This is a genomic window from Salinisphaera sp. RV14 (assembly GCF_052044135.1).
Classification (GTDB): domain Bacteria; phylum Pseudomonadota; class Gammaproteobacteria; order Nevskiales; family Salinisphaeraceae; genus Salinisphaera.
In genome coordinates, this window is the sequence record NZ_JBQDYF010000008.1 from 106,912 (window position 1) to 123,120 (window position 16,209).

The window sequence follows — 16,209 nt, forward strand, 5'->3', positions numbered from 1 at the left end:
CCCGCGCAGCGGGCCGGCGGCGGGGCGCCCTGCGACACAGGGCCGGCCCGTGTGCTGGGCAGCGTCGCCCGCACGCCGTGAGTGGAGCAAGCCGGATACCGGGGCCCCATGACTGACAACCACAAGAGAAAATCCCGCGCCGCGCCGCTGGAGATCGCCGGCCGGACGGTGCCACCGGGCGAGAACGTGACCATCGATATCCCGGTCGCCGATCTGTACACCCACGCCAAGCTGACCATGCCGGTCAACGTGATTCGCAGCCGCAAGCCCGGGCCGACATTGTTCATTTCGGCCGCAGTGCACGGCGATGAACTCAACGGCGTCGAGATCATCCGGCGGGTTCTGCGCCTGCGCGAACTCAAGCAACTGCGCGGCACGCTGATTGTCGTGCCCATCGTCAACGTCCACGGCTTCCTGCGCAACTCGCGCTATCTGCCGGACCGGCGCGATCTCAATCGTTCGTTTCCCGGCAGCGAACACGGCTCGGTGGCGGGGCGGCTGGCGAAGGTCTTCATCGAGGAGATCGTCTTGCACTCCGATTACGGCATCGACCTGCATACCGGCGCCATCCACCGCGCCAACCTGCCACAGATCCGGGCCGACCTGTCCCAGCCGACCGTCCGCGCCATGGCCGATGCCTTCGGCTGCCCGTTGCTCATCGACGCTTCCCTGCGCGAGGGATCGCTGCGCGAATACGCCGACCGCAAGGGCGTGCCGCTGTTGCTCTACGAGGCCGGCGAGGCGCTCCGCTTCGACGAATTCTCGATCCGGGCCGGCGTACGCGGCATCCGCGGCGTCATGCGCCATCTCGGCATGCTGCCGCGCCGCAAGATATCCAGGCGCCCGCCCAAGCCGGTGGTCGCCGAAGACTCATCGTGGCAGCGGGCCCCCGAGTCCGGCATTCTGCGCTCCCTGGTCGAACTGGGCGAGTACGTCGAGACCGAGCAGGTGCTGGCCTATGTCGCCGATCCCTTCGGCGCCGACGAAGTGGCGGTGACCGCCGAGCATGCGGGGATCGTCATCGGCCGTTCCTATCTACCGCTGGCGCACGCCGGCGACGCGATCTACCACGTGGCCCGGGTCAAGCGTGCGCAGGAAGTGGCCAATCGGGTCGAGGCCTACCAGGAAGCGCACGAGCCTGACGACCACGAGGATTATGGGTCTTCGGGTGAGCCGCCCCTGGTCTGATCCGCGATCATCGCCATCACCGCCATGCGTATGCCGATGCCGTTTCGCACCTGTTCGAGGATGAGCGACTGGTCCGAGTAGGCGATATCGGCCGTGATCTCGACGCCGCGATTGATTGGGCCGGGGTGCATGATCAGGGCGTTTTCCGCCGCGTGTGCCAGGTTGGCCGGAGTCAGGCCGAAGTCGTGGTGATAGTCGGCCACGCCGGCCAGGGCGTCGCCTTCGATGCGTTCGCGCTGGATGCGCAGGCCCATGACGATATCCGCACCGGCCAGGCCGGTGCGGATATCGGTGGTCGCGGTCACGCCCAGCGCGGCCGGGTCCGGCGGCAGGAAGCGGTCGGGCCCGATGACGCGGATATCGGTGGTGCCGAGCGTGCGCAGGGCGTGGATGGTGGAGTGCGCGACCCGCGAGTGCGCGATATCGCCGACGATGGCGATTCCGAGATTTTCGAAGTCCGGCCGATGACGGCGAATGGTGAACACATCCAGCAGGCCCTGCGTCGGATGGGCGTGGCTGCCATCGCCGGCGTTGATGATGGCCACGTTCGGCGCGGCGTTTGCGGCGAAACGCGCGGCGGCGCCGTTGTCGGGGTGGCGGATCACGAAGATGTCCGCCCCCATGGCCTGGAGCGTGAACAGGGTGTCGAGATCGTCCTCGCCCTTGGTGCGCGAGGAGGTGGCGACATCCATGTTGATGACGTCGGCGGACAGACGCTTGGCGGCCAGTTCGAATGTGGTGCGGGTTCGGGTCGAGTTTTCGAAGAACAGGTTGAACACGGTCTTGCCGCGCAGCAGTGGCACTTTCTTCGGCGGCGCGCCGATTTCGGGTACCAGCGATTCCGCCGTATCCAGTATCCGCTCGAGCAGGAGCTTCGGCAGCCCTTCGGTGGTCAGCAGATGGCGAAGGCCGCCCTGGCTATCGAGCTGGATATCCGTGTTCATGCGCTTTTCTGGCAGTCGTGACAATCGGCAGGCAGGTCGGGTGCAGCGCGTCCGGGTGTCCGGTGAAGCCCGTGCATCGCCGGGCCCGGCCGGGCACGAAGAATCGCTGGCAATCCATGGTGTGAAATCACGCTAGCGCATGGTCAGGCGCAGCGGTTCCGGACCGGTCAGTTTGATCCGGCGACTCTTGTCGAGGTCGAGCTTGAGGCCGGCGGCATCGGGCGCGAATGGCAGCTCGCGCGCGCCGCGATCGACCAGCACGGCCAGTTTCACCGCGGCCGGGCGGCCGTAATCGAACAGTTCGTTGAGCGCCGCGCGCACGGTCCGCCCGGTGTAGAGCACATCGTCAACGAGGATGACGGTCCTGCCGTCGATATCGGCCGGGATATTCGAGGGGCCGACGCTGGGATGCAGCCCGACCATCGAGAAATCGTCGCGATAGAAACTGATGTTGAGGGTGCACATCGGGGTGGCCAGCTCGAAATGCGCGTGCAGGCGTTCGCCGATCCAGGCGCCGCCGGTTTCGACGCCGACGATCACTGCCTGCGGATGCTCGGCGATCAGTGGTTCGACCTGCGCAGTCAGCGCCGCGAGCGCGGCATCGACGTCGAAGCTTTCGGACGGATCGGTCATCGGCTGTTCCCTGGCTTTGTGCGTTGAATTATGCGCGCGATGCGGCTGCGCTGAGAAGGCCGGCCGGTGCCCCGCACGCTTCGGGATCAGGTCGCCCCGATTTGGCCGGTCAACCAGCTTTCCAGAATCGTCTGCGCGGCCATGGCGTCGACATCGCCCTTGGCCAGGCGTTTGCCGCGACTGCCCGACGCACGGGCGGCGCGCAGTCGCTCACCCGCTTCGATGCTGGTATAGCGCTCGTCCACGGTGTGCACGGTCAGCCGGTAGCGGCCCCAGATCTCCTCGGCGAAATTACGCGCACGATGCGTCATCTTCTGGGTTTTTCCGTCCGCGTTCAATGGCAGACCGACAACGAGCGCGCTCGGGCGCCATTCCTCGATGAGGGCATCGAGCGCGGTCCAGTCCGGCATGCCGTCGTGGTGGGTCAGCGTCGTGAGCGGCTGCGCGCTGGCGGTGACCGTGCTGCCGACGGCGATGCCGACTCGTCGTTTGCCGTAATCGAAGCCGAGCGCGACCTCGGCGTCAGGCATGGCCGGCGATACCGGACAGCTGGTGCGCGGATACGCCCAGCAGCCCGGCAGCGTCCGACCAGCGTCGCTCGATCGGCGAATCGAACATGATGTGGGGGTCGGCCGGTGTGGTGAGCCAGCTATTCGCGAGCACCTCCTGTTCGAGTTGGCCTTCGCCCCAGCCGGCGTAGCCGAGCGTGATCAGGAACGCGCTCGGGCCGAACCCGTTGCCGATTGCCTCGAGAATGTCGCGCGAGGTGGTGATCGCCAGGCCGCCGTCGATATGCAGGCTCGACTCCCAGTCGCCTTCATCACGATGCAGGACAAAACCGCGCTCGGTCTGTACCGGGCCGCCCCAGTAGACCGGCATGCCGCGCGCAACATGCGCCTCGATGTCGAGCTGCGACAGCATGTCCGCCACCGCGAGATCGCTGGGTTTGTTGATCACGAGCCCCATCGCGCCGTCGTCATTATGCTCGGCAAGAAAGGTCACGCTGTCGGCGAATTCGCCTTCGACACGGCCCGGCATGGCCAGCAGGAACTGGTTCTTGAATTGAATTGCTTCCATGTCCTGATTATCGGCCGACGCCGGGGGCGACGGCAAATGCGCTGGTGGTGTTCCCGAGCGTTCGGCCGGGCCGCGTCGGGAGCCAGCGCGGCCCCGACCGGCGCCGGCTATGCCGATCGGACATCGAGCCGTTTCTCGATGGCGTCGAACAGCCTGGCGCAGATATTGATGCCGAATTGCGCCTCGAGCTCACGTACGCAGGTGGGGCTGGTGACGTTGATTTCGGTGAGTTTGTCGCCGATCACGTCGAGGCCCACGAATAGCAGTCCCTTATCCCGGACGTACGGGCCGACTTCGCGTGCGATCTTCAGATCGGCCTCAGTCAGCTCGCGGCCGACGCCCCGGCCGCCGGCCGCGAGATTACCGCGCAGTTCGCCTTCGGCCGGAACACGGGCCAGGGCATAACCGACCGGTTCGCCGTCGACCAGCAGCACGCGCTTGTCGCCATCGACGATCTCGGGCAGATAGGCCTGGGCCATGGCATAGCGCGTGCCGTGCTCGGTCAGCACTTCGAGAATCACGCTGGTGTTGTCGTTGCCCTGGGTGACGCGGAAGATGCGCGAGCCGCCCATACCGTCCAGCGGCTTGAGCACAACATCGCGGTGCTGCTTGATGAAACGCCGAAACGCGTCCGCGCGCCGGGCGACCAGCGTCGGCCCACACAGATGGGCGAAGCGATTGATCGCCATTTTCTCGTTCACGTCGCGCAGCGCGTCGCAACGATTGACCACCAGCGTGCCTTCGTTCTCGGCCAGCTCCAGAATATAGGTGGCGTAGATGTATTCGGTGTCGAAGGGCGGGTCCTTGCGCATCAGGATCACGTCGAGGTCCGCCAGTGGCAGGGTGTTGGATTCGCCGGCGAAGGCGAACCAGTCGTCGTTGTCGTCCGCAACCCGGATGGCACGGCCCGTGCCGTAGCCCACGCCGTCGGCCACGAACAGGTCGCTCATGGTGAAGTAGTGGATCGTGTAGCCGCGGCGCTGGGCTTCGAGCAGCAGGGCCAGCGTTGTGTCCTTGTAGGGCGTGATGTCCTCGATCGGATCCATCACCACGCCGAGCGAATACGCCATTGCAGATTCCTTGGGCGGATCGGGCCGCCGGACAGTGTGCTATGCCGCGCATGGTAGCGCAGCCGGAGCTTTTTTCATCCGCCGATCGGCGAGACCGTGTCCGGCTGGCTTCGCTTGGCCGATCGGTTTGTTTGTCCGCAGCTCGACGCCGATCTACACAGATGAAAAACGATCAGTCTTAGCAGAACGGCTCGTCGCGTTACTTGAGGGCTCACGATGCCGGTAAAGCGAAACGCGCCGGATCGATCTGCGCGAATCTGCGTCGACCTGCGGATAGATTCAAGCAACGAAGCTCCGGGCTGCGAAAAGTGCTCCAGCTGGGTGGCATGGCGGCTCTTGCCGGATGTATTCGTCCGCCGATTGACGACGGGTGATCGGCTCGCTTCGCTTTGCCGATCTGTTTTTATCCGCAGATGTACGCAGATTCACACAGATTTGAAATGAGGGGAATTCAAGCACCGAGCTCGGCGCAGACATCAAGGACTTTTCAATTTCGGCGAAGCGAAAGCGAGCCGCGTCCATCCGCGTGAATCTGCGGACAGATTGCCTCAAGGACTGAAAACCGGCCGGCTGCTATCGCTTGCTGAAGCCAGGATGCGTACGATATATTGCACATGTTCTAAATTATGTACAGGTCATTGTTATGGACGCCATCAGCTACACGGCCGCCAGAACCCACCTGGCAAAAACAATGGAACAGGTCTGTGACGACCACGCGCCCGTCATCATCACCAGAAGCAAGGCCGCTTCGGTGGTGATGATGTCTCTGGAAGACTATGAAGCCCTCCAGGAGACTGCATACCTTTTGCGTGCGCCCAAAAACGCGCGCCGTCTGCTCGAATCGGTTGCCGAGCTTGAACAAGGGGGCGGCGAGGAGAGGGAGCTTCTTGAATGAAACTCACCTTTTCCGAGCATGCCTGGGAAGACTACCTCTACTGGCAGAAAACGGAAAAAAAGACCGTACGTCGCATCCATCAGCTCATCAAGGAGATTCAGCGAACGCCGTTCGAGGGGATCGGCAAACCCGAGCCGCTCAAGCATGGCCTGTCCGGATACTGGTCCCGACGCATCAATGGCGAATATCGAATCGTATACAAGGTAACCGAGGATGCACCGCTTATTGCGCAATTGCGATATCACTACTGATGCCGTGCCTCGGCGGGCTGGGTGTTTAGCGGAGGAGCGAAAGCTCGATCTTTTCGAGCCGCAGGGCAAGACAGCCGTGCGCCGCTTCACGACCCTCGAGAGCATACAGTGATCGCCCTTGGGCACGCTGAATAATGATACGCGGCCCGGCTCGTTTCGCCGATCGGCTTGTTTGTCCACCGATGTAGACCGAGTCACACAGATTGGAACTTGACAGGTGGGTTTTGTCCGCAGATCGACGCCGATCTACACAGATGAACGGCAATCTGTGTCAGCAGAACAGCTCGTCGCGTTACTTGAGGGTACGATCCCGGTAAAGCGAAACGCGCCGGATCGATCTGCGCGAATCGGCGTCGATCTGCGGATAGATTTAAGGAATAAATCCGTGGACCGCGAAACGTGCTTCAGCTGCGTATCGTCGTCTGGTCTGGCTGCATGTACTCGTCCGCCGAATGACGATGGACGATCGGCTCGCTCCGCTTTGCCGATCTGTTTTTATCCGCAGATGTACGCAGATGTACGCAGATTTGGAATGAGGCGAATTGAAGCGCTGAGCCCGGCACCGAGATCAACGACTTTCAATTTCGGCGAAGCGCAAGCGAGCCGAGTCCATCTGCGTGAGTCGGCGTCGATCTGCGGACAGATTGCTTCAAGGAACGAGGCCACTCAGCCCGCCAGATCGCCCCAAGCCGTCTGCAGCGCGGCCAGTGCGGCCATGCCGGCGGTTTCGGTGCGCAGTACGCGGGGCCCGAGCGCCAGCGGCTGCCAACCGGCGGCGGCGGCGCGGGCGATTTCGTCGTTCGACAGGCCGGATTCGGGGCCGATCAACAGCGCAATGCGGGTCGCCGGCGTCTGCGCGGCCAGGCCGACGTTCGCTTCCGGCGCCAGCATCAGGTAACGATCGGCGGCGGGCGGGTTGTCGATCTGTCCGGCCAGATCGGTGGCGTCGCGTAATTCCGGACAGAGCAGCCGCCCGCTCTGTTCGGCCGCCGATTCGACGATGCGCTGCCAATGGCCCTGTTTCTTGGCCAGACGGGCGCCGTCGAGCTTGACCTGGCCGCGCGCGGTGAACACGGGCTGGATGGCGGTGACGCCCAGCTCCACGGCCTTGGCCAGCGCGAAATCCATGCGATCGCCCCGGGCCACGGCTTGCAGCAGCGTGATCTCGAGCGGGGATTCGCGCCGGGGTGTGGTGCGTTGGTCGATACGGGCTTCGGCACGCTTGCGGTCGGCCGTGATCAAGCTGGCGGCGTATTCGGCGCCGTCGCCGTTGAACAGCACCAGCGCATCGCCGGCCGACAGGCGCAGCACGGTCGCCAGATGATGACGTTTGGCGTCCGGCAGCTCGATGGTCGCGCCTTCGGCCAGCGCCTGGGCAACGAAAACCCGCGGAATATGCTTCGCGCGTGCCATGGCGGCGTGATCAGGCGGTGATCAACGGTTTGATCAATACCGCCGAATTACGCTGATAGTTGTACATCGCCCGCTTGGCCAGCGGCAGGGCGTCGATGCTCGACGGGGCGAACCCGTGTTCGACGAACCAGTGCGGCGCGCGCGTAGTGAGCACGAACAGCTGCGTGAGCCCGGCCGCGCGGGCGCGTTTTTCGACCTCGGCCAGCAGGATGGCGGCCCGGTTGCCGCCGCGATAGGCGGGATGAACCGCCACGCAGGCCAGTTCGCCCACGGCTTCCTCGCTGTAGGGCATGAGCGCACAGCAGGCGGTGATCAAGCCGTCGCGGGCCATCACCACATAGCGTTCGATATCGAGCTCGATCGCCTCGCGCGAGCGCGGCACCAGCAGCCCGGCCGCGGCCAACGGCTCGATCAGCGCGAGCACGCCACCCAGATCCTCGGGCGTGGCGGTACGCACGGCGTCGTAAGTGTCGGCGGCGACCATGGTGCCGAGCCCGTCGCGCGAATACAGCTCGCGCAACAACGCGCCGTCGGTTTCGAAACTCACGAGATGGCTGCGTTCGACCCCGGAATTGCAGGCGCGGATCGCCGCCTCCAGCCGCGCCCGGTCCGCGGCGGCGAGATCGCTGTTCCCGGTGTCCAGCATGGCCTGCGCGGCGTCCACCGTGAGCCCGGGCGAGGATTCCGCGAAGCGTGCATGCATCGCTTCGCCCGGATGCATGAGCACGAATTTGTCGGCCGCCAAAGCGGCCGCGGTGGCGCCGGCCACGTCTTCGGTGACCAGGTTGAAGATCTCGCCCGAGGGCGAGTAGCCGATGCACGACAGCAGCACGATATGCCCGCGCGCCAGATGCGCATTGATGCTGGCCGCGTCGATACGCCGGACTTCGCCGGTATGGCCGTGATCCACGCCGTTGACCACACCCATGGGCCGGGCCGTGACCAGGTTGCCGCTGGCGGTCGAGATGCGTGCGCCGCCCATCGGCGTGCTCGCGAGGCTGGTCGACAGGTGCGCCTCGTAGGCCATCTGCAGGCTGCCGACGGCCTGGCGCACGCAGGCCAGTGCGGCGGCATCGGTGATGCGGACGCCGTTCGCGAAACGGGGCATGAGGCCGGCGGCCGACAGGGCGCCGTCGATCTGCGGGCGCGCCCCGAACACGATCACCAGTCGCACGCCGAGGCTGGCGAGCAGCGCGATGTCGTAGATCAGGTCGACGAAACGCGGCGATGCCGCAGCCTCGCCCGGCAGGTGGAGGACGAACGTACGCCCGCGATGCGCGTGCACATAGGGCGCGGACGCGCGCAACGCGGCGACCATGGCGTTCTGGTCGACGGCTAACGGATTGTGATCGCGGCTGGCGTGCATCGCGGCATTAGACCAAAAAAAGCGGGTTTTCGGCGACTGAAGGGGCTTAGCCGGGCCGGCAGAAACGCTGCACCAGCGAACGAAGAATCGATTGCATCGGCGCCACGCGCGACAAGGCCAGATATTCGTTGGGCTGGTGGGCCAGCGCGATGTCGCCTGGGCCGAGAATCACGGTTTCCATGCCGATGGCGTTGTAGAACGCGCCTTCGGTGCCGAAATCCACGGCGGCCGCTTCATGCCCGGTCAATTCCTCGCAGGCGGTAACGATCGGCGAGTCGGGTGGCGTTTCCAGCGCTGGCGTGCCCGCGAACAGCGCTGAGAAGCGGACCTCGCAGTCGCTTTGGGCCAGCGCGGCGCGGACCCGATTGCGCAGCGACTCGCGCAGGTCATCGATCGAATCGCCCGGCAGGAAGCGCAGGTCGATGTCGAGTCGGCAGCGCGCGGGAATCCGGTTGGCGGCATCGCCGCCGCGTACGGTGCCGAGGTTGAGCGTGGCGTGCGGCACGGGAAAGCCGTCGGCCGGGTCGCGTCCGGCGAGTTCGTCGCGCAGCGCGCGGATGGCGCTGATCGCCAGATGCATGGCCTCGATAGCGTTGGCGCCGTGCGCCGGATTGCTGGAATGGCCGGAGGCGCCGATGGTCTCGATCGTCTCCATGAAAATACCCTTGTGCTGGCGGATCGGTACCAGCGAGGTCGGCTCGCCGATCACGCAGTAGCGCCCGGCGGCGATGCCGTTATCGGCCAGCGCGCGAGCGCCGTCCATGCCGCATTCTTCGTCGGCGGTGACCACAAGCGACAACGGTGCCTCGAGCGGCTGGTCGGCGTATTCCGTCGCCACGCCGGCGGCCAATGCCACGAAGCCTTTCATGTCGGTCGTGCCGAGGCCGTAGAGGCGATTATCGCGTTCGGTGAGCGCGAACGGGTCCGAATCCCACCCGGTATCGTCGTAGGGCACGGTATCGAGATGTCCGGCAAACACCAGGCCCGATTCCGAGCGTCGTTCGGTCGGGCCGAGCCGCGCGATCAGGTTGACCTTGTCCTCGCGCTCGCCGATCGGGTGGATATCACAGTCGAAGCCGAAGTCGTCGAGCCGAGCGGCAAGCCTCTCGGCCGCGCGGCGATTGCCACGATCCAGCGTCGGGTCGTCGCTGCTGATGGTCGGTTCGGCGACGAGCTCGGCGAGCACGTCGCGCCAGTTCAATGCGGGCATGAACAAAAATCCCGGGCGGAATCTGAAGCGCGATCATACCGCGTCGAAACCGTGCGATGCCCGATCCCCGAATCGGGACATGCCCCGCGGCGGACGATGCGGGCATTGAGGGGCGTGGCATTGCAGACCGCGCGGCAGGGACGTCCGGGGCGCGGTTGCGCGGACATGATTTCAATCGAGTGGGCGACCGACCGTTTCGTTTGTGTCGCGCACCAGGGCCTGGCTCAGTTGCCGTGCCATTGGATCGCCGCGTGCTTCAGCGCGATGAACGGGCAACGTGCACAACACGGCCGCGCCTTCGCCCAGCGCTCGCCGTGCGATGAGCGCAGCCCCGCGATGAATCCAGCCCATCACCATGCCGGCGCGCACGTCGTCGGCGAAATCGTCGGTGCGGAAGCCCAAAAGCACATGGCCGGGTGTGATCGCGGCGAAGGCCTGGCCGAGCATCGGCGGCCCGGGAATGTCGGCATAGGCACCGGTCCGGCGCAGCCAGGAAAATCCGGACGCCCAGTCCCCGCGCCAGACCGAGCTTTCCCGCGAGACGACGGCAGCGCGCGGGAATTCCGGGTAGACCGGTACCACGCCGGGGGGCGAGGGGATGGCATCGGTATCATCCACGAGCAGCAGCAGCTTGGCACCGCGCCGCACGCGCTCGACGAGTTCGTCGTCGAGACGGGTCGCCACCAGGACCCGCGCCTGATCGCGGCTCTGGGCCATCGGTATACCCGCGTCCTCCAGCCACGGTGACAGCTCCGGTCTGGCCGGCCAGACCACGGGAGTCGGGGCGCCGGCGCCGGTCTCGGGCATCACCGTCAGGGAGGTCTCGCCCAGCGCGCTCGGATGCCCGGCGCGATCGACCAGCGCGAGGTGTAATCGTGCTTCGCCCGGGGCGCGATCCGCTGGAATGTCGAGCGGCAGCCCCGGCAGCGGCTGAACGCCTCTATCCAGGCGTGGTATCAGCTGTTCGCCGTATTCGGTGTGACCGTCCCAGCGCCATTGCAGGCGCATGCCATCGAGCGGCGCCGGATCATCGTGCGCGATGCCAAGGGCCAGGCTGACCCGCTCGCCCGGCTTCACGGCATGGCGGGGCAGTCGTGGCAGCAGCGCGGTCGGGGCATTGACCGCCGCGAAACGCTCGGCGAAGTCGCGCGGATTGCGCGCCATATCCATCAGGCCATTGGCTTCCCAGTGGACGTCGGTCAGCTCGGTTACCACGTAACCGGCGATCGTCGGCTGGGCGCGCATGGATTCGATTTCGTATTTCAGCGACTGGAACTGCTGTTCCTGGGTGGCGGCGATGAAGCCATCCAGCGACCCGAAGACACGATCCAGATGATATTGGCCGAAACGCATCTCGATGCCGCGGGGCAGCATCACGCCGTCGCCCCAGTCGCTGCCGGTATCGAACCACCAGGGCTCGCGCCCTGCAGCGTCGCGCAGGGCATCGACTCGAGGCAGCCCCCAGTTGCCGAATTCCGACAGGATCAAGGGCTCGTCGCCGGCCGTCTCGGCGTCGCCGTGTGGGCTGAACAGGGGATAACGGCGTTCGGCGAAGGCCGCGATGAATGCATCCCATTGATCGCGCCGGTCCGGAATGCCGCGATAGAAATGATAGTCGGCAATATCGGTGCGCAAGTGAAAATTGGGTTCGCAGGGCGAGTTGTCGACCACCAGCCGGGAGGGGTCGAGGGTCTTGATCCGGCGGAATGCCCGTTTGAGCCAGGCGCGCTGGTCGCCCGCCAGGGTCAGGTCGGTACCCCAGTCTTCGTTGACAAGGGTCCAGGCGATGATCGAGGGGTGATGATCGTCCCGGGCGATCATGCCTTCGAGCGTGGCCAGGCCACGTTCCGCGGCGGCCGTCGACCATTGACCCCAGTTCGGCATTTCACACCAGAGCAGCATGCCCAGGCGGTCCGCGACGTCGAGATAACGGGGGTCGGGAACCTTGATATGACAGCGCAGACAGTTGAAGCCCATCGCTTTCGCCTGGCGCAACTGATTCTCCAGAAAGGCTTCCGACGGCGGCGTGCAGAGTGTATCCAGGTAATAATCCTGGTCGAGGGCGCCGCGCAGGATGAACGCCTCGCCGTTCAGCAGCAGCTCCCCGCCCTCGGCCACGATGCTGCGAAAACCGGTCTGGCGGTGAAGCGCATCGACCACCGCGCCATCGCGCACCAGTTCGACGCCGATGTCGTAGCGTAACGGGTCGTCCGGCGACCAGAGCATGGGCAAGGCGACTTTCGTCTGCAGGTCGTATTCGTCTGCGACGCCGGCATGCGTGCACTCGGCGACCGTCGTGCCATCCGGGGCCCGGACGGTGAGGCGAAGCCGTTCGTCCGCCGCGGGCCGGCCATCGCCGTGCAGTCTGCCCCGGGCCCGGCACACGCCGGCGCCATCGGAGCCGAGTTGGGAGCCGAGTCGCAGGTCTGCGATGTGCCGGACAGAACGGGCCTCGATCCAGAGCGACTGCCAGATGCCGCCGAGCGGGCCATACCAGCTCTGCTTGCCGTGGGGAATATCGGCGAAACCGGGCTTGCCGTCGGCTTGCGGGCGTGGCGAGGGCAGCGTGACCCGAATTTCCAGCAGGACCGCTTCGCCCGGCGTGACGTGAGCGGTGAGATCGCAGGCAAAGGGCAGATAGCCGCCCTCGTGGCAGGCGACCGGGGTTCCGTCAACGTACACCGCCGTGCGGTAATTCGAGGCGCCGATGCACAGGTGTATCGACGCGCCGGCCCAGTCGGCCGGCACCGTGACGCGCCGCCGATATACGCCGGTCCCGAAGGCCATTCTGAGGGCAGCATGCTGCGCCTGCCAGACGCCGGGAATCTCGATGTCCGGCATCGGCTGGCGCGTGTCGTCTTCGGGCTGGAATTCGAACCCCCAGATGCCGTCGAGGCTGATCCGAGGGCGGTGGGGGAACCTCCGGGAGGCGACATCGCCGCCCCCGTTCTGGGTGGCAAAAAACACGGGTCAGGTCTCCTCGACAGGCTCAGTGACGGCCGGACAGGATGGCGTCGACACGTTTCTGAGCCGCCTTCAGCGCCGCGTCCTGGCTCTTGCCGGTGAGATAGGTCGCCTGCAACTGCTGGTTGAGGGCGTCCTGGATGCCGGCCTGGGAGCGGGTGGCACCGGGTATGCCGCGGGCTTCGTGGGTCGTGCTCAGGATCGCTTTGCGATGGGGCAGATCGCGGAAGGCGTCACTCTTGAGTACCGACTCGCGCACCGGCAGATGGCCCGTGTGGGACCAGGCCAGGTCGTGGTCGTAGAAATACTTCAACAGCTTCGCCGCGGCATCGCGCTGATCGCCGGTGGCACCGCCCCGCGGCATCACCCAGCAGTGGCCGTCTGCCCATACGGCGGGCTGGGAGTACAGCGTCGGGAAGGTCGCGACGGCATAGCTGTGCAGTGCACTGCTCTTGTTGGAAGCCTGCTGGTCGTAGGCGTTGATCACCCAGGTGCCGTTGATGATCACGCCGCCCTTGCCATCGAGAAACGCCTGTTGGGCGTCGGTGTAGTTGTACTGAGCCGCCATGTAGCCCTTGTCGATGAGCGTGTTGATCAGGGCGAGCGCCTTGTGCGCGTCGGGGGAATCAATATCGGCGTGCTTCAGATCGGAATCGACCAGATGGCCGCCCTGCTGCCAGACCAGCGTTTCGAACAGCCGCGTCACCATTGGATCGACCGAGCCGGCAAGCAGTATGTAGGGCTTGCCCGTGGCTTTTTTGAATTGCTTCGCCTGTGCCATGAGTTGATCGACGCTGTTCGGGATCCGGGGTTGGCCGTCCGCGCCGACGAGGCCCGCCTTCTTGAGCAGGCCGGTATTCATGTGCCACAGGATGGCGTGCAGATCGAAGGGCAGGGCGTAGATCTTGCCGTTGAAGGTCACGCTCTTGAGCGCTGCGGGCACGAAGTCTTTGGTATTGATCCCGACTTTTTTGAACAGGCCGTTCAAGGGCGTGAGCAGGTGGCGTGCCACGTAGTCGGCCAGGTGGCTGCGGTGCATCACCGCGACCGCCGGCGGGTTGCGGTTCATGAACGTGGCGTTCAGCCGGTTGTAGTAAGTGCCCCAGTCGACCGCCTGTGTCTTGACCGCGATATTGCCCTTGTGCTCGGCGTTGAACTTGTTGGTCAGGACTTGAATGATCCCGCATTCGCCCACCGCCTTGTCGAGATGGGTGACGTTGGCGTACTGGTCGTTACAGCTGCCGAAAAAACGGAACAGCGTGATGTCGGTGGCCGCGACGGCCGGTGCCGCCGCAGCCACGCCCAGGCTGGCCGTGAGGGCCACGGCCAGCAGTTTCTTCATCTTCATGGGTCTCTCTCCTCGGGTGCGCAGGGGCGGGGCGGCCCGTCCCTCGGGTTTTTTCTGTGAACGCATCATTTGCCCGAGGACATGGCGATGCCCCGGACGATATAGCGCTGGAAAATCAGGTAGACGATGAGCACGGGGGCGCTGGCGAACACGGCCGTGGCCATGAGAAAGCCCAGACCCTCGGACTGCGCGAAATTGCCCTGCAGGCTCGCCAGCCCCGTGGTGATGGTGTAGTGGTTCTCCTGCGTGGCCGATACCAGTGGCCAGAGGTAGTCGTTCCAGGAGTAGAGGAAGGTGAAGATGCCGAGCGTGGTCAGCGCCGGCCGGGCCAGCGGCAGCATCACCCTGAAGAAGATCTTCAACCGGCTCGCGTTGTCCAGGATCGCCGCTTCCTCGAGTTCCTTCGGCACCGCCTTGAAGAACTGCATCATCAGGAACACGCCGAAGGGCACCGCCAGGCGCGGCGTGACCAGGGCGATGATGGTGTTGTTCATGTGCCAGTTCGCGAACATCGTATCCAGCGGAATGAATACGGCCTGTTCCGGCACCGTCAGCCCCGCGATGATGAAGATCAGCATGAAGCGCGCGCCGCGGAAGGGGATGCGGGCCAGGGCATAACCCCCCAGCGACGACAGCACCAGCGTGATGCTGGTCATGAGCACGGCGACGCCGACGCTGTTGAGAAACCAGCGCGTGACCTTGGCCGTGTCGAATATCTGGATGAAGTTGTCCAGCGTGAACGGCACCGGCAACAGGCCGGCCGTGGAGCGCATCAGCACTGCGTTGGGCTTGAGCGACATGGCCAGCACCCAAAGCATCGGAACGAGCCAGAGGAACGCGGCGACGGTGAGGATGACGAGGATCACGATCCGCCCGGTGTCAGGGCGGTGGGTGGGTTCGTTGCGCATCGGGTCAGTCCTCCTTCCGCGAGAAGTACAGCTGGGCCAGCGACGCCACGAGCATCACCACGAACAGCACCATGGCGCCGGTCGAGGCATAGCCGAGATGCCAGTCGCGGAAGCCGCTTTCGTAGATGTACTGCACCAGCGACCGGGTGGCGCCGGCCGGGCCGCCCTTGGTCATCAGGAAAGGTTGGCCGAACACCTGGAAGTGCAGAATGATCTCGATGAGGACGACCAGCACCGTGGTCCGATGGAGCGCGGGCCAGGTGATGTAGCGGAATGTCTTCCAGCGGCTGGCGTTGTCGAGTTTCGCCGCTTCGTAGATGTCGCCCGGGATCTGCTGGATCCCGGCCGTGAAGAGCATGAGCGGCAGCCCCAGGCTCCACCACACCGTGGCGATGACGAGCGCGAACATCGCGAGATGCTGGTCGTTCAGCCAGTCCAGCGGCGGGATGCCGATGGTGCCCAGCGCCTGCGCGAGGATGCCCTGGCTCGGGCTGAGCACCATCTGCCAGATCAGGGTGACGACCGTGACCGAGACGATGCTGGAGGAGAAGAAGATGGCTCGGAACACCGCGTTGGTCCGCGTCGGCCGGCTCAGCGCCAGGGCAAGCGCGAGGGCCAGCGCCGTCGTGATCGGGACGGTGAGCACGACGAAGTAGAACGTATTGGTCAGGGCGTTCCAGAACGCCGGGTCGGACAGCATGTCGCTGTAGTTCTGCAGCCCCGTCCAGCCGAGCGGGCCGGCCAGCAGATCCCATTGATGCAGGCTCAGGAAGAATCCGCGCCACAGCGGGTAGATCAGAAAGACCGCATACACGATCAGAAACGGGGCCAGAAAGGCATAGCCGGACACCGTGTCCGCCGAAATACGCGGCCGACGAGGCGTCGGCTTGGTGGGGGCTCGGGCCGACGCCGCGGATGCTGTGTCGTCGATTGCCATGATGA

Annotated in this window: 15 protein-coding genes; 3 read left to right on the forward strand and 12 right to left on the reverse strand. The window is 65.2% G+C overall.

The genetic code is table 11. The features are described from left to right. Positions 1-108: 108 nt before the first annotated feature. Complete coding sequence (locus tag ACS8Y6_RS10290; RefSeq protein WP_440855509.1) at positions 109-1,188, forward strand: succinylglutamate desuccinylase/aspartoacylase family protein; 1,080 nt, start codon at positions 109-111, stop codon at positions 1,186-1,188. Here ACS8Y6_RS10290 and ACS8Y6_RS10295 read toward each other — a convergent pair. The 5 genes from ACS8Y6_RS10295 to gshB all read right to left on the reverse strand — a co-directional run bounded on the left by ACS8Y6_RS10295 (position 1,155) and on the right by gshB (position 4,912). After that, positions 1,155-2,132, reverse strand: coding sequence for an aspartate carbamoyltransferase catalytic subunit (locus tag ACS8Y6_RS10295; RefSeq protein ID WP_440855510.1), 978 nt, complete (start codon positions 2,130-2,132; stop codon positions 1,155-1,157). The genes ACS8Y6_RS10290 and ACS8Y6_RS10295 overlap by 34 nt on opposite strands. Before the next feature lie 132 nt (positions 2,133-2,264). After that, positions 2,265-2,765, reverse strand: coding sequence for a bifunctional pyr operon transcriptional regulator/uracil phosphoribosyltransferase PyrR (gene pyrR, locus ACS8Y6_RS10300; RefSeq protein ID WP_440848768.1), 501 nt, complete (start codon positions 2,763-2,765; stop codon positions 2,265-2,267). Between the two features lie 86 nt (positions 2,766-2,851). Next, positions 2,852-3,295 carry a Holliday junction resolvase RuvX gene (gene ruvX, locus ACS8Y6_RS10305; protein WP_440848769.1) on the reverse strand — a complete coding sequence of 148 codons (444 nt, stop codon included), beginning with the start codon at positions 3,293-3,295 and terminating at the stop codon, positions 2,852-2,854. Further along, positions 3,288-3,842 (reverse strand): YqgE/AlgH family protein, encoded by a 555-nt coding sequence (locus tag ACS8Y6_RS10310; protein WP_440848770.1) that lies wholly within the window; start codon positions 3,840-3,842, stop codon positions 3,288-3,290. Before ACS8Y6_RS10310 ends, ruvX begins: the two co-directional genes overlap by 8 nt. A gap of 107 nt (positions 3,843-3,949) precedes the next feature. Next, positions 3,950-4,912, reverse strand: coding sequence for a glutathione synthase (gene gshB / locus ACS8Y6_RS10315; protein ID WP_440848771.1), 963 nt, complete (start codon positions 4,910-4,912; stop codon positions 3,950-3,952). Positions 4,913-5,555: 643 nt separating this feature from the next. Between gshB and ACS8Y6_RS10320 the strand changes: the two genes are divergently transcribed. Both ACS8Y6_RS10320 and ACS8Y6_RS10325 read left to right on the forward strand, forming a co-directional pair. Continuing rightward, complete coding sequence (locus ACS8Y6_RS10320) at positions 5,556-5,807, forward strand: type II toxin-antitoxin system Phd/YefM family antitoxin (RefSeq protein WP_440848772.1); 252 nt, start codon at positions 5,556-5,558, stop codon at positions 5,805-5,807. Continuing rightward, positions 5,804-6,058, forward strand: a complete 255-nt coding sequence (locus ACS8Y6_RS10325; protein WP_440848773.1) for a Txe/YoeB family addiction module toxin — start codon at positions 5,804-5,806, stop codon at positions 6,056-6,058. Before ACS8Y6_RS10320 ends, ACS8Y6_RS10325 begins: the two co-directional genes overlap by 4 nt. A gap of 666 nt (positions 6,059-6,724) precedes the next feature. On the opposite strand, the gene ACS8Y6_RS10330 is transcribed toward ACS8Y6_RS10325, so the two are convergent. The 7 genes from ACS8Y6_RS10330 to ACS8Y6_RS10360 form a co-directional block, all read right to left on the reverse strand. Then, positions 6,725-7,471: a 16S rRNA (uracil(1498)-N(3))-methyltransferase gene (locus ACS8Y6_RS10330; protein WP_440848774.1), complete on the reverse strand. Its 747-nt coding sequence runs from the start codon at positions 7,469-7,471 to the stop codon at positions 6,725-6,727. Between the two features lie 10 nt (positions 7,472-7,481). Next, entirely contained in the window at positions 7,482-8,837 is a 1,356-nt protein-coding gene (gene argA / locus ACS8Y6_RS10335; protein ID WP_440848775.1) for an amino-acid N-acetyltransferase, read from the reverse strand. A gap of 46 nt (positions 8,838-8,883) precedes the next feature. Next, positions 8,884-10,047 carry an acetylornithine deacetylase gene (argE, locus tag ACS8Y6_RS10340; RefSeq protein WP_440855511.1) on the reverse strand — a complete coding sequence of 388 codons (1,164 nt, stop codon included), beginning with the start codon at positions 10,045-10,047 and terminating at the stop codon, positions 8,884-8,886. A gap of 171 nt (positions 10,048-10,218) precedes the next feature. Continuing rightward, positions 10,219-13,014, reverse strand: coding sequence for a glycoside hydrolase family 2 protein (locus ACS8Y6_RS10345; RefSeq protein WP_440855512.1), 2,796 nt, complete (start codon positions 13,012-13,014; stop codon positions 10,219-10,221). A 22-nt stretch (positions 13,015-13,036) separates the two neighbouring features. Next, positions 13,037-14,359 carry an ABC transporter substrate-binding protein gene (locus ACS8Y6_RS10350; protein WP_440855513.1) on the reverse strand — a complete coding sequence of 441 codons (1,323 nt, stop codon included), beginning with the start codon at positions 14,357-14,359 and terminating at the stop codon, positions 13,037-13,039. A 65-nt stretch (positions 14,360-14,424) separates the two neighbouring features. After that, positions 14,425-15,267, reverse strand: a complete 843-nt coding sequence (locus ACS8Y6_RS10355; RefSeq protein WP_440855514.1) for a carbohydrate ABC transporter permease — start codon at positions 15,265-15,267, stop codon at positions 14,425-14,427. 4 nt (positions 15,268-15,271) lie between these two features. Continuing rightward, on the reverse strand, positions 15,272-16,204 hold the full coding sequence (locus tag ACS8Y6_RS10360) for a carbohydrate ABC transporter permease (protein WP_440848780.1): 933 nt from the start codon (positions 16,202-16,204) through the stop codon (positions 15,272-15,274). Positions 16,205-16,209 lie beyond the last annotated feature (5 nt).

Excerpts from the sequence above, each read along its gene's own strand:
- ACS8Y6_RS10290 (WP_440855509.1), top strand. The coding sequence starts at position 109 with ATGACTGACAACCACAAGAGAAAATCCCGCGCCGCGCCGCTGGAGATC.
- ACS8Y6_RS10295 (WP_440855510.1), bottom strand. The coding sequence starts at position 2,132 with ATGAACACGGATATCCAGCTCGATAGCCAGGGCGGCCTTCGCCATCTG.
- pyrR (WP_440848768.1), bottom strand. The coding sequence starts at position 2,765 with ATGACCGATCCGTCCGAAAGCTTCGACGTCGATGCCGCGCTCGCGGCG.
- ruvX (WP_440848769.1), bottom strand. The coding sequence starts at position 3,295 with ATGCCTGACGCCGAGGTCGCGCTCGGCTTCGATTACGGCAAACGACGA.
- ACS8Y6_RS10310 (WP_440848770.1), bottom strand. The coding sequence starts at position 3,842 with ATGGAAGCAATTCAATTCAAGAACCAGTTCCTGCTGGCCATGCCGGGC.
- gshB (WP_440848771.1), bottom strand. The coding sequence starts at position 4,912 with ATGGCGTATTCGCTCGGCGTGGTGATGGATCCGATCGAGGACATCACG.
- ACS8Y6_RS10320 (WP_440848772.1), top strand. The coding sequence starts at position 5,556 with ATGGACGCCATCAGCTACACGGCCGCCAGAACCCACCTGGCAAAAACA.
- ACS8Y6_RS10325 (WP_440848773.1), top strand. The coding sequence starts at position 5,804 with ATGAAACTCACCTTTTCCGAGCATGCCTGGGAAGACTACCTCTACTGG.
- ACS8Y6_RS10330 (WP_440848774.1), bottom strand. The coding sequence starts at position 7,471 with ATGGCACGCGCGAAGCATATTCCGCGGGTTTTCGTTGCCCAGGCGCTG.
- argA (WP_440848775.1), bottom strand. The coding sequence starts at position 8,837 with ATGCACGCCAGCCGCGATCACAATCCGTTAGCCGTCGACCAGAACGCC.
- argE (WP_440855511.1), bottom strand. The coding sequence starts at position 10,047 with ATGCCCGCATTGAACTGGCGCGACGTGCTCGCCGAGCTCGTCGCCGAA.
- ACS8Y6_RS10350 (WP_440855513.1), bottom strand. The coding sequence starts at position 14,359 with ATGAAGATGAAGAAACTGCTGGCCGTGGCCCTCACGGCCAGCCTGGGC.
- ACS8Y6_RS10355 (WP_440855514.1), bottom strand. The coding sequence starts at position 15,267 with ATGCGCAACGAACCCACCCACCGCCCTGACACCGGGCGGATCGTGATC.
- ACS8Y6_RS10360 (WP_440848780.1), bottom strand. The coding sequence starts at position 16,204 with ATGGCAATCGACGACACAGCATCCGCGGCGTCGGCCCGAGCCCCCACC.